We start from the raw sequence: 12,975 nt of genomic DNA, 5'->3' as shown, positions 1-12,975 counted from the left end.
CTATCAGCCATTATTAATTAATTGAAAAAGTATCGAACATAAATGCTGATTTATCAACAGCTTGTCATCCTGAATTATCAAACAACTTCAAAAACAGAAGACAAAAAAAGGCCGAATACCAAAGTATTCGGCCTATATGTGATCTTCTTCACATTTACTTCAGGCTTCAGGTAAGAAGAATAGCCTACTTTTCTAATAAGATGCGCAACATTCTGCGAAGCGGTTCTGCCGCCCCCCAAAGCAACTGATCACCCACAGTAAACGCTGAAATATACTCAGGCCCCATCGAGAGTTTACGAATTCGGCCAACCGGAATACTCAATGTACCCGTAACTTTTGCCGGCGTTAATTCTTCCATTGTCGCATCACGATCATTCGGAATCACTTTAACCCAATCGTTATGCGCAGCCAGAATCGACTCAATCTCTTCCACAGGCAAATCTTTCTTCAACTTAATGGTCAGTGCCTGACTGTGACAACGCATCGCCCCAACCCGAACACAAATACCATCAATCGGCGTAGCGTTCTCAGAAGTACCTAAGATCTTGTTCGTCTCCGCCTCGGCCTTCCATTCTTCACGACTCTGGCCTGATTCAAGCTGAGTATCGATGTATGGAATTAAGCTTCCAGCCAAAGGGACGCCAAACTGATCTTTAGGGTAATCATTGCTGCGAATGAATTCTGCCGTTTTCTTGTCTATATCAAGAATTGCAGAGGCCGGATCATTTAATAAATCCTCAACGTTATCACGAACCGCGCCCATCTGAGCAATCAGCTCTCGCATGTGCTTAGCGCCTGAACCCGAAGCCGCCTGATACGTCATCGGACTAACCCAATCCACCAGGTCTTTCTCGAACAAACCGCCAATTGCCATCAACATTAAGCTGACAGTACAGTTACCACCCACGTAGTTTTTAGTGCCAGCATCCAGCGCACGCTTAATTACGTCCTGATTAACCGGATCAAGTACAATTACCGCATCATCCGCCATACGAAGTGATGATGCTGCATCAATCCAGTAACCATCCCAACCACTTTCACGCAATTTAGGAAACACAGCTTTAGTGTAATCACCACCTTGGCAGGTGATAATCACATCCATGGTGCTTAGAATACTAATATCTGTCGCGTCTTGTAGTTTCGTTTCTTGCGCAGGGGTCGCTTTACTAATAATAGGAGCGTCCTGACCTGCCTGAGAAGTGGTAAAAAACACAGGCTCGATCAGATCGAAATCTTTTTCTTCCTGCATGCGTTGCATAAGCACGGAGCCTACCATGCCGCGCCAACCTACTAGACCGACTTTCACTTTAATATTCCTCTCTACCTTAGGATCACGGAACAGCCCTGCTCAGTAATTCGTAGCAACATGCCTCAAAAGCCATAATTACAACTTACTACCACACCTGGCGTTCCAAAAATTTAGGAACCCTGAATGACAAGGTTCTGGCGACAGTATATCGAATCTTAAAAAAAGAATCAGGATATAAGTCAACAAAGCCACAAGTCTGTCATTACCCCCAAAAGCAACGACAGAATGCAGCACTTCAACCATTAAGACAGCGCTTTTACAACCGCTTCACCCATCTGCTCAGTGGACACTTTTTCCATTCCATCAGAGTAGATGTCTGCTGTGCGCAAACCCTGATCAAGCACCTTACTGACCGCTTCTTCAATTGCATCCGCCGCAGCCACTTCATTCAGCGAATAACGTAGCATCATTGCTGCAGACAGAATAGTTGCCAGCGGGTTGGCAATCCCCTGACCAGCGATATCCGGCGCAGAGCCATGACACGGCTCATACATACCTTTATTGTCTTTGTCCAAAGACGCTGATGGCAACATACCAATGGAACCGGTCAGCATTGCCGCAGCATCAGAAAGAATGTCGCCGAACATATTGCCTGTTACCATAACATCAAATTGCTTAGGCGCACGAACCAACTGCATGGCCGCGTTATCTACATACATATGAGATAATTCAACATCAGGATAGTCTTTAGCAACCTCCTCCATGATTTCACGCCACAACACAGTCACTTCAAGCACGTTTGCTTTATCTACTGAGCACAACTTCTTGCCGCGCTTCCGTGCGGATTCAAATGCAACTTTTGCAATTCGGCGAATTTCAGATTCAGAATACACATACGTGTTGTAACCTTCGCGCTCACCGTTTTCCAGAGTTCGAATGCCCCGAGGCTTACCAAAATAAATGCCACCTGTTAGCTCACGAACAATCAGAATATCAAGACCAGAGACAATCTCCGGTTTCAGGCTAGACGCATCCGCCAACTGAGGATAAAGAATCGCAGGACGCAGATTACCGAACAACTCCAAACCAGAACGAAGCCCCAACAACCCCTTTTCAGGACGCAGCTCACGATCTTCCAGGTTATCCCACTTAGGACCACCCACAGCCCCCAACAAAATGGCATCAGACGCTCTTGCCTTACCCATTGTCTCTTCTGGCAACGGTGTACCGTGTACATCATAGGCGGAACCACCAACCAAGCCTTCTTCCAACGTCAACCCAAGATCAAATTTGTTGTTCACTGTATTTAAAACTTTAACCGCTTCAGCAACGATTTCAGGACCAATACCGTCACCAGGCAAAATCAGAACATTCTTTGACATTTTTTCACTCCCACCTGAAGGTGTTTCTCACCCTCAAAAACTCATAATAAATACGGAAGAGCTCAGCCCTTCCATCTTGCCGTTTTCAATAGCGAATAAAGTAACTACTTTACCGCATCAAACAACCAAGGCTGAGATGCCCTGCGTTTCTCTTCATATGCACGAATATCGTCCGCATCTTGCAACGTCAAACCAATATCATCCAAACCGTTAATCAAACAATGTTTACGGAAAGGATCTACCTCGAAAGCAATTTTTTCGCCATTTGGCTGAATCACGTGCTGGTTTTCAAGGTCGATCGTCAATTGATAGCCTTCCTCATCCGACACCGCCTTGAATAACTGGTCAACAACGTCTTCATCAAGAACGATAGGCAGCAAGCCATTTTTAAAACAGTTATTAAAAAAGATATCAGCATAGCTTGGGGCAATGACCGCTCTAAAGCCAAAGTCCTCCAGTGCCCACGGAGCGTGCTCGCGGCTAGAACCGCAACCAAAGTTCTCACGAGCCAGCAAAACAGAAGCCCCCTCATACCTTGGCTGATTCAAAACAAAATCCGGGTTCAAAGGACGCCCGCTGTTATCGGCATCCGGCTGACCTTCATCCAAATAGCGTAATTCATCAAATAAATTAGGACCAAAACCACTGCGTTTGATCGATTTCAAAAACTGCTTCGGAATGATCATGTCGGTATCAACATTGGCACGATCCATTGGGGCCGCAATACCCTGATGAGTAGTAAACTTTTTCATTTTTAATCTCCTTAGGTATCCGGCTTAAGCACTTACCGATGCTTCATTCATAAAAGTATTTACATCCACAAAGTGACCTGCAATCGCAGCGGCTGCCGCCATCGCCGGACTCACCAAATGCGTCCGACCACCATACCCCTGGCGACCCTCAAAGTTACGGTTAGAAGTAGATGCACAATGCTCACCATTGCCCAGCTTATCCGCATTCATTGCCAGACACATTGAACATCCAGGCTCACGCCACTCAAGGCCAGCTTCAATAAATACCTTGTCCAACCCTTCTTTTTCCGCCTGCTCTTTTACTAAGCCCGACCCCGGTACAACCAATGCCTGCTTTAAGGTGGAAGCAACCTTCTTACCTTTCACGACATCAGCGGCTGCGCGTAAGTCTTCAATTCGGGAGTTAGTACATGAGCCAATGAAAACACGATCCAATTGAATGTCCGTAATTTTCTGGCCCGCTTGCAGCCCCATGTACACTAACGCACGCTCAATTGCCGAGCGCTTCACCGGATCAGATTCACTTTCTGGTGCTGGCACCGTATCATCAACAGACACTACCTGCTCAGGGGATGTCCCCCAAGTGACTTGCGGCTTAATGTCTTCCGCTTTAATTTCCACGACCTTATCAAACACAGCATCATCGTCAGAAACCAAGTCTTTCCAACAATCCACAGCCTGATCCCACTGCTCTGCGTTAGGCGCATAAGCACGACCTTTTACGTAATCGGCAGTAATGTCATCGAACGCCACCATGCCTACGCGTGCACCAGCTTCAATCGCCATGTTACACATAGTCATACGACCTTCCATGCTCATCGAGCGAATCGCACTGCCACCGAACTCCATTGCGCAGCCATTGCCACCCGCCGTACCAATCACACCGATCACATGAAGCACCACATCTTTACCAGTAATACCGGCCCCTAGCTGGCCATCAACCCGGATCAGCAGATTCTTCATTTTGCGCTGAATCAAGCACTGGGTAGCCATCACGTGTTCAACTTCGGAGGTTCCGATACCATGAGCCAAAGCCGCAAACGCACCATGCGTGGCCGTGTGTGAATCACCACACACTACAGTCATACCCGGCAAAGTTGCACCTTGCTCTGGCCCAACAACATGCACAATCCCCTGACGCTTATCCTGCATTTTGAATTCAACGATTCCGAATTCATCACAGTTCTCATCCAGAGTTTTAACCTGAATTTTAGAAACAGGATCAACAATCCCTTCAATACCTACTTCACGCTCATTGGCTGTTGTTGGAACATTATGATCAGGCGTAGCAAGGTTAGCGTCCAAACGCCATGGCTTACGACCTGCAAGTCGTAAGCCTTCAAATGCCTGTGGAGAAGTCACTTCATGCAGCAACTGACGATCAATATAAATCAGCGCAGTCCCGTCTTCGCGCTCTTTAACAACATGTGACTCCCACAATTTGTCATATAACGTCTTGCCCGCCATTTTATTTCTCCTCATCTTTATCAATAACCTGGCTACAAATCGACCAACACAGTTACTTATATGTTTAAGTTTTCACTGCCTGGTGCTCATCAATAAGCGCATAGTAACCACCCACATAAATAAAATAAATTCATATTTTTTATACATTGAATTACTTTATGTTATAGATTGAGATTATTCTGAAATCCAACCCAGCAAAAGAAAGAGCCATGGATACCAACACACTGAAAGCCTTCATCGTAGTCGCCAAACATCAATCATTTTCTGAAGCCGCTGAAGAACTCCACCTGACACAGCCTGCCGTCAGCAAACGAATCATTTCATTAGAAGGGCAATTAGGAACCAGCCTGTTCGACAGAATAGGAAGAAACATTCACTTAACCCCTGCCGGAGCCGCTTTACTCCCAAAAGCGAAACAAATACTTCACTTAATGAAAAGCACACAGCAAGAGCTTCACAACCTTTCTCAATCTGTCAGTGGCTCTCTTGAAATCATTTGCAGCCACCATATAGGGCTGCACCGCCTACCCCCTATACTAAAAGAGTACTCCATACGCTATCCCGACGTGGATCTGAAAATAGAGTTTGGAGAGTCTGAAAGCGGCTACGAACAGGTCGTTCAGGGCGACAAAGAAATGGCTTTAATCACATTAGCCCCGGAGCCCAATAAGAGCCTGATCAGCCATTCTATTTGGCACGACGACATGAAATTTGTATGCAGCAAGGAGCACCCTCTTGCCAAAAAAGGCACGACAACCATCGAAGACCTGGCCAAACACAAAGCCATATTACCAAGCCACAACACCTTCACACGCCAACGGGTTGAGCGCTTGTTTGCAGATACGGACGTAAAACTGGATGTAGTGACCTCAACCAATTATCTGGATACCATCCAAATGATGGTATCCATTGGTTACGGCTGGAGTGTATTACCTGAGTCTCTGTCAAAGGAGCTTTACGAAATGAACATTCCGATAGAAATGAACAGCCGGCAGTTAGGATACGTTATCCACAAGCACCACTCACTAACGAATGCAGCAAAAGCACTGATTGAACTGCTGAATGAAGCTAAAACATAAAGAAGCGCCGACTCGAAAGTCGGCGCCTTTTCATCACAGACTTGTATTCAGGCTAGATAACAAAGGCTCGCTGATAAAGATGCCAAGTAGCATGAGCCAAGAAGGGGAACAAGATTAAAAAGCCTACCAAACCTGTGACAAATCCAACCACACAACACAATCCGACAATCATAGCCCAACCAACCATAACGGCTTTATTGTCTTTCACTGTTTTTAAACTGGCCACACTCGCACTGACCACATCTACCGGCCGATGAACCATCATAGGCAAAGAAAAAACAGTCACACCAAATACTAAAACACAAAACCCGACACCCACTATGGTGCCCACCGCCAAAAACGGCAGCAATTCAGCAATGCTCAGCGTCTCAGGCATGAAGACATGCACCACACTCGCCATCCTCATCCAAAAAATCATAATCAGCATCAAGCCAAAGCCCAGTGCGATCACATCAAAAAAAGCACCAGAGCGCATTGCCTTTAAAGAATGCATCAAGGTCGGAGCTTTCCCTTTATGTAGCTGACGACTCAAGTCATAAATCCCCACAGCAAACAGAGGCCCAGCAAGCATAGCGCCAATAAACAAGGCAAAAAACAGATAAGGTTTGTCAGATGCATAGGTCAGAGCAATCATCAAATACCCTGATAAAACAAAGACTAAGCCATACAACATACTGACCCATTTCGTGGCTCTGAAATCAATCCAGCCGTGATGTATCGCTTGCTGAATATCATGCATTGAAAGTGGTCTTGCTGCACTCGGCGCTTCAACTCTTGCAGGTTCATTCTTATTTACGACTTGTGGCATATCCGTTCCCCCAAACTTCTAGCTGCTACATATATAAAACTAGCAGGCCACCAGCAAACTGTTTACTATTTATACACCTTTTATCGGAAATTCAGGATTCACACCCTGAAAAGCATACCCGCCAAACCTGAATTGGCAAAAAAATTGACCTATTAAACACAGTCAAGGCCACAACTGCACAACAGCCTATCTCAACTTAAATACAAACAATGAAAGCCGAACCTTGGCATGCACACTCAAATATCCGTCACAAATGAAAAAACAATTTCATTAATTACCCTAAGCAAAACAAGTTTTATGTAAAGAAAGCCAAAATGATGCCGACAACTAGACTAAGCTTTAACAGCGTAATATCAGACAATTGTTTAGCAGGATATGAGCATTAGGCCCCTAATAACGCCCATTCAGACTCTATTTCATCAGAGTACGGCTTATCCAAAGGTATCCTAATAATCCGTTTGTATTAAATGCATCCGTTTCAGTCCAGAACAGCGAAAGGATATAAATATGTGGTTTGGCAACAAACAAGAATTAGAAAACCTCAAAGACAAAACAGCTGATCTGCAGCAAGAAGTTAATCAACTTTCGCTGACCTGCAAGCAAAAAGATCAGGAAATTGAAGAACTGCGTAAAGAGCTTGATAAACACGCACAAACAACCGATGAAAGCGGAATGGTAAAACTGCTGCTCTCATCCAATAAAGCCATGGACGAAGTCAGGCATTCAGTTGCTAATACCAGCAGCCAAATGTCAGCCGAGCGCGAAAAGCTCAACGACTCTCAAAAACTGTTTGATGAAAGCTCAACATTACTTACCGCCACCAAAGGCGCAGTAGAGTCTATTCGAGACACCGCAATGGACAGCGTGACAAGCATTCAGCAACTTAGAACAGTTGCAGAGCAAATCAGCACCTTTGTTGGCGCCATCAACAACATCTCAGAACAAACCAACTTATTGGCATTGAACGCTGCGATCGAAGCAGCTCGAGCCGGAGAACAAGGGCGAGGCTTTGCTGTTGTGGCCGACGAAGTCCGAGCGCTGGCACAACGCGCAGGGGAAGCCGCTTCAGAAATCTCCAATCTCGTTGAAAACATTGATAAACAAACCCGCGAAGTTGATTCACGAAGCCAGCAAATGGCAGAAAAGTGTGAAGATGTTGCCATCAATAACGACCAGATCATTGGCTCAGTCAACGAAGTCATCAACCTCGCACGCACAATGTGCACCACCATCAGTGATTGCAGTGACCAATCTTTTGTTCAAACCGTATCGTTAGATCACGTCATCTGGAAATCAAAAGTTTACGAACTGATTTCTGGGCAAAGCCAGATTAATGAAAATGAACTGGAAGATCATCGAGGGTGCAGTTTTGGCGAGTGGTACCACCATGGCGCAGGCAATCAAAAATACAGCCACTTACGCTCTTTCCAGCGACTGGAAGAACCCCACAGACAAGTGCATGAGTTTGGTAAGTCTGTGATTACTGCTTATAAAAGAAATGACACTTCCGACATCCATAATCAGTTACGAATGATGGAAAGCTCAAGCGATCAAATGCAACGTTGCCTTCAAGACCTCTTAAACGAAATAGCTGGAAATTAAGCCTATCAATCTTACCGCTTGGGCACTTATCAAAATCATAAGAGCCCAAGCCTTCTCGGTTTTTTCATTATTTACTTAGAATATCGCCAAACTCACATACAAAACTAAAGTCTTATTTTTGATCAAAATTAAGACTTTCCTCACAAAACAACGACAACTATTACTCAAAAAATAGACAATGACACCTCTCACAATATAATGACGTAAAAAAACATTTACTGGAGAGATCATGCTTAAACACACAAAATTCAGGCCCTACGTTCGTCGCTTGAATGGCCATGAAGTAGCGCACGATCTAGAAACCAGCATTAAATTGAGCTTTCTTCGTAAACAAATCAAAGCCAAACGCCTTAAAAAAGCCTATGTATTAACCCAGCGCGGTTTTTCAAATCATGTTATGGCGGTTTCAGTTAACAAACGCGACTTACAATGTTCGTCCGCAAAAACAAGCAAACACTTTAAAAGCTGGTCCCTGCAAATACAAAAACAAGCCTTTGGCTCCAGCAAAGAGCACGCTTTAATTAAGCTTCCCATTCAAGGCTAAGAAAAGCCCCTAAGCCCAAGTTGCAAGAAAAAAGAAACAAGTGTACGCTGAACCACCCAAAAAACAGGTGTTTCCATGCTTTATACGTTAAGAATTATCCTCGTTACTTTTTATTTTTTAGCCATTGCTGCCATAGGCACCCTTCTTTGCCTACTGAGACCCTTCCATCCCGATAACACACGTATTTTTGCTCTGATATACTCAAAGATTGGCGTTAAACTTCTTGGCATTAAATTAACGGTCGATAAAGAGGTGAGTAATCACATAAAAGAGACTGCAGTTTATGTAGTAAACCACCAAGACAACCTCGATCTTTTTATCTGCGGTGCGGCGGTTCCAAAACGCACAGTCACCATGGGCAAGAAAAGCCTTAAATTTCTCCCCCTGTTTGGCCAGCTATACTGGCTTGCCGGAAACATATTTATTGATCGAAACAACAAAACCAGCGCATCAGCAACAATTGAAGCCTCAACCAATGCGCTATTAAACGAAAACACCTCCATTTGGGTATTTGCAGAAGGGACACGCAACAGAGGCCAGAACATGCTTCCTTTCAAAAATGGCGCTTTTAAAATGGCCATTGAAGCACAAGTCCCAATCATCCCTATTTGTGTAAGCAGCTACAGTGCCAACCTGAATCTCAATCAATGGCAAAGCGGTAAAGCGGCCATCAAAACGTTACCGCCCATTTCAACCCAAGGGTTAACTGCTGAAGATTTAGAAACACTTAAAGAGAAGTGCTGGAACGAAATGATGCTCACCATTGAAAATTTAGATAATGAACTTGGCATCAAAACAGAGAGAAGAGAATTGGTAAGCTAAAAATTGCTTTCAGAAAAATTGGTCGGAGTAAAAGGATTCGAACCTTCGACCCCCGCCACCCCATGACGGTGCTCTACCAAGCTGAGCTATACTCCGATTTTCTGAGATTCAATAAAAAAGCGTTCGTGAATCACGAACGCTTATAATAAAACTTTTTCTATATAATTCAAGTAGTAACAAGACTAAGTTTTCAAAACATCCAAAACTTCTTCCAGCTCTGAAATGGTTTGCCTAATTAACTGCTTAAAGTGAGATTCTTCTCCGCCTGAATCCTCTCCTGCAAGCCGCTGTCTTGCGCCACCGATGGTGAAGCCCTGATCATATAAGAGACTACGAATTTGTCGAATCATCAACACATCCTGGCGTTGATAATATCTTCTGTTACGTCGTTTGACCGGCTGCAACTGAGAAAACTCCTGCTCCCAATAGCGCAACACATGGGCCTTAACTCCGCACAACTCACTCACTTCACCAATTGTGAAGTAGCGCTTTCCCGGTATCACCGGCAATTCATTATTGTGACTGGCTTCCAGCATAGGCTTCTACTTTTGTTTTTAATTTTTGTCCCGGCCTAAAAGTAACAACCCGACGTGCAGAGATAGGAATCTCTTCACCGGTCTTAGGGTTCCTCCCTGGTCGTTGACTTTTATCTCTCAAGTCGAAGTTACCAAACCCTGATAACTTCACTTGCTCATTCACTGACAGACTCTCTCTGACCTCTTCAAAGAACATCTCAACAATTTCTTTCGCTTCACGTTTGTTGAGACCAAGCTCTTCAAAAAGTCGCTCAGCCATATCTGCCTTTGTCAGAGCACTCATCCGCTAACTCCTTAGCTTGGCTTGATACTGTTCGTCTAGCGCAGTAACTACAGCGTTGATTTCCTGATTAACTTCTTCGTCATTCAGAGTGCGCTCAGGGTGCTGCCAAGTCAAGCCCAAAGCAATACTCTTATGACCATCATCAATGCCTTTACCTTGATAAACATCAAAAATGGAGACCGAATTCATAAATTCGCCTGAATTCTGCTCAATACATTCCTTAATCTTAGACACATTTACAGATTCCTCAACCAAGATTGCTAAATCTCTGCGAACTTCTGGAAATTTAGAAACTTCTTTAAATTCAGGAACCTTGCCTTGAAGTATTAACCCAAGTTCTAACTCAAAGGCAAAAACCGCACCAGGTAAATCGGCTAACTTTTCAATGTTCGGGTGAATGGCACCAATATAACCCACCAGATGTCCATCTTTAACAACTTTGGCGGACTGTCCAGGGTGTAGCGCAGCATGCTCTTGAGTGGCAATAAACTCCATCGTATCCAAAGCCCCTGTCAACCCCAACAAGGCCTCCACATCACCTTTAAGATCAAAGAAATCTACAGATTCTTTTACTCCATGCCAGCTTTCAGGTGCACGAGCACCGTACACGACACCAGCTATACGATCAATTTGCTGAAGCTCATCACCTTTAGGGATAAATACCTGACCCGTTTCAAACAAACGAATACGGCTTTGTTGACGGTTAGCATTATATTGCAGCGCCTTAGCTAAACCCGGAATGAGACTGGTTCTCATAACGGCCATATCGGCAGAAATTGGGTTCGCCAATGCCTTTGGCTCAATCTCAGGATCAAACAGTTTTTGTAATTTAGGCTCAATGAAGCTGTATGTAATGGCTTCCTGAAAACCTGCACTCACTAACTGAGAACGCACCGCCGATAACGGCGATTCCACTTCCGGCTCAGCCAACAGTTTCATATCCGCAACCGGATAAGTACGAGGCAGGTTGTTATAACCGTAAATACGACCAACTTCTTCGATTAAATCTTCTTCAATACTGATATCAAAGCGATAACTAGGAATTTCAAACACCCAGCCTGAGTCAGTGCTTGAAGCAACAACAAGACCTAAGCGAGTAAGGATTTCCTGAATTTCTTCATCTGAAATTTTCAGGCCTAAAAGCGATTCAACTTTCGCTGACCTCAACTCCACAGTTCTTCCTGCTGGCACATGTTCGGTATTTTCAGAGACAAAAACCGGACCAACTTCACCACCCGCAATATCAATTAACAAACGGGTAGCACGCTCAATCGCTTTTTCTTGAAGCTGGAAGTCCACACCACGCTCAAAGCGGTGTGAAGAGTCTGTATGTAAGCCGTATGAGCGGGCCTTACCGGCAATTGCAATCTGGTCAAAGAAAGCACTTTCAAACAATATATCTACCGTCTCTTCGGTGACAGATGAAGCTTCGCCACCCATAACGCCTGCCATTGCCAGTGCTTTAGACTGATCAGCAATCACCAAAGTACCGTCTGTTAACGTAACATCTTGACCATCCAACAGCGTCAGCTTTTCACCCGCCGCAGACATACGCACCTGTATATCACCGTCCAGCTTCGCCAAATCAAAAGCGTGCATTGGCTGGCCAAGCTCAAGTAACACATAGTTAGTCACGTCAACGACCGGATCAATCGAGCGAATGCCGCTGCGACGCAGCTTTTCCTGCAACCAAATAGGAGTCGCCGCTTTCACATTGACATTTTTAATGATTCGGCCGGCATAACGAGAACAAGCATTTCCAGCGTTCAAAGCAACCTGTCGAGTCTCATCATGAGATGCAACCACCGGATTTATTTCTGGTGCATTCACTTCTGTACGGGTTAATGTTCCCACTTCACGGGCCAGACCCGCAATGCTCAAACAGTCTCCACGGTTAGGCGTCAAATCCACATCAATTGCAGTGTCATCCAACCCTAAATACTCACGAACACAAGTGCCTACTGGCGCATCCGCTTGCAATTCCATCAAACCTGTAGAGCTTTCTGCCAAGCCCAGCTCTTCTTCCGCACAACACATACCAAACGACTGGACACCACGAAGCTTGGCTTTTTTAATTTTAAAGTTACCCGGTAAAACAGCACCCACTTTAGCAACAGGAATTTTCATTCCCTGCTTCACATTCGGAGCCCCACACACAATTTGGCTCGGTTCTGTTTCACCAACATCAACCAAACAAACGTTCAACTTATCAGCATCCGGATGACGCTCAAAAGACAAAATCTGGCCAACAACGATACCAGTGAAGTCACCAGCGACTTTTACAAACTCATCCACTTCAAGGCCAGCCATCGTCAACTGATGCACCAACTCTGCAGTATCAATAGTAGGGTTGACCCACTCTCTTAACCAACTTTCACTGAATTTCATATCTAATCCTAATTCACTTAATTCTTTTGTTACGGCGTTCTATATAGAAAGAAAACTGTTCTT

The 12,975-nt window shown here is 44.7% G+C and carries 12 protein-coding genes, 1 tRNA gene and 1 pseudogene; 5 read left to right on the top strand and 9 right to left on the bottom strand.

The window, feature by feature from the left end:
- Positions 1 to 184: 184 nt before the first annotated feature.
- The 4 genes from asd to leuC form a co-directional block, all read right to left on the bottom strand.
- Positions 185 to 1,306 carry an aspartate-semialdehyde dehydrogenase gene (asd, locus tag ABD744_RS01100; protein WP_344794565.1) on the bottom strand — a complete coding sequence of 374 codons (1,122 nt, stop codon included), beginning with the start codon at positions 1,304 to 1,306 and terminating at the stop codon, positions 185 to 187.
- Between the two features lie 245 nt (positions 1,307 to 1,551).
- Positions 1,552 to 2,631 (bottom strand): 3-isopropylmalate dehydrogenase, encoded by a 1,080-nt coding sequence (leuB, locus tag ABD744_RS01095; protein ID WP_344794563.1) that lies wholly within the window; start codon positions 2,629 to 2,631, stop codon positions 1,552 to 1,554.
- Between the two features lie 104 nt (positions 2,632 to 2,735).
- Complete coding sequence (gene leuD, locus ABD744_RS01090; RefSeq protein ID WP_344794561.1) at positions 2,736 to 3,383, bottom strand: 3-isopropylmalate dehydratase small subunit; 648 nt, start codon at positions 3,381 to 3,383, stop codon at positions 2,736 to 2,738.
- A gap of 24 nt (positions 3,384 to 3,407) precedes the next feature.
- Entirely contained in the window at positions 3,408 to 4,850 is a 1,443-nt protein-coding gene (leuC, locus tag ABD744_RS01085) for a 3-isopropylmalate dehydratase large subunit (protein ID WP_344794559.1), read from the bottom strand.
- A 209-nt stretch (positions 4,851 to 5,059) separates the two neighbouring features.
- Here leuC and ABD744_RS01080 point away from each other — a divergent pair, with 209 nt between their 5' ends.
- Positions 5,060 to 5,929, top strand: coding sequence for a LysR family transcriptional regulator (locus ABD744_RS01080; protein ID WP_344794557.1), 870 nt, complete (start codon positions 5,060 to 5,062; stop codon positions 5,927 to 5,929).
- 52 nt (positions 5,930 to 5,981) lie between these two features.
- On the opposite strand, the gene ABD744_RS01075 is transcribed toward ABD744_RS01080, so the two are convergent.
- Entirely contained in the window at positions 5,982 to 6,737 is a 756-nt protein-coding gene (locus tag ABD744_RS01075) for a DUF2189 domain-containing protein (RefSeq protein WP_344794555.1), read from the bottom strand.
- 507 nt (positions 6,738 to 7,244) lie between these two features.
- Between ABD744_RS01075 and ABD744_RS23125 the strand changes: the two are divergent.
- The 4 genes and pseudogenes from ABD744_RS23125 to ABD744_RS01060 all read left to right on the top strand — a co-directional run.
- A pseudogene (locus tag ABD744_RS23125) lies at positions 7,245 to 7,931 on the top strand (methyl-accepting chemotaxis protein); the annotation flags it as partial.
- 24 nt (positions 7,932 to 7,955) lie between these two features.
- The gene (locus ABD744_RS23120) at positions 7,956 to 8,339 is read left to right on the top strand and encodes a CZB domain-containing protein (RefSeq protein WP_425562107.1); all 384 of its coding nucleotides are present in this window, start codon (positions 7,956 to 7,958) and stop codon (positions 8,337 to 8,339) included.
- A 229-nt stretch (positions 8,340 to 8,568) separates the two neighbouring features.
- Positions 8,569 to 8,883, top strand: coding sequence for a hypothetical protein (locus ABD744_RS01065; RefSeq protein ID WP_344794551.1), 315 nt, complete (start codon positions 8,569 to 8,571; stop codon positions 8,881 to 8,883).
- Positions 8,884 to 8,958: 75 nt separating this feature from the next.
- Positions 8,959 to 9,705: a 1-acylglycerol-3-phosphate O-acyltransferase gene (locus tag ABD744_RS01060; RefSeq protein WP_344794549.1), complete on the top strand. Its 747-nt coding sequence runs from the start codon at positions 8,959 to 8,961 to the stop codon at positions 9,703 to 9,705.
- Between the two features lie 19 nt (positions 9,706 to 9,724).
- Here the strand turns inward: ABD744_RS01060 and ABD744_RS01055 are convergent.
- From ABD744_RS01055 to pheT, 4 genes are all read right to left on the bottom strand, one after another.
- Positions 9,725 to 9,801: transfer RNA gene (locus ABD744_RS01055), tRNA-Pro, on the bottom strand.
- Between the two features lie 86 nt (positions 9,802 to 9,887).
- A complete protein-coding gene (locus tag ABD744_RS01050; protein WP_344794547.1) occupies positions 9,888 to 10,241 on the bottom strand; it encodes a MerR family transcriptional regulator in 354 nt (117 codons plus the stop codon).
- Complete coding sequence (gene ihfA, locus ABD744_RS01045) at positions 10,219 to 10,524, bottom strand: integration host factor subunit alpha (protein WP_344794545.1); 306 nt, start codon at positions 10,522 to 10,524, stop codon at positions 10,219 to 10,221. Before ihfA ends, ABD744_RS01050 begins: the two co-directional genes overlap by 23 nt.
- A gap of 3 nt (positions 10,525 to 10,527) precedes the next feature.
- A complete protein-coding gene (gene pheT / locus ABD744_RS01040) occupies positions 10,528 to 12,912 on the bottom strand; it encodes a phenylalanine--tRNA ligase subunit beta (RefSeq protein WP_344794543.1) in 2,385 nt (794 codons plus the stop codon).
- Between the last annotated feature and the right edge of the window lie 63 nt (positions 12,913 to 12,975).

The sequence above is a fragment of the Litoribacillus peritrichatus genome (assembly GCF_039537985.1).
GTDB lineage: Bacteria > Pseudomonadota > Gammaproteobacteria > Pseudomonadales > Litoribrevibacteraceae > Litoribacillus > Litoribacillus peritrichatus.
This window is presented reverse-complemented; position numbering and strand designations above follow the sequence as displayed.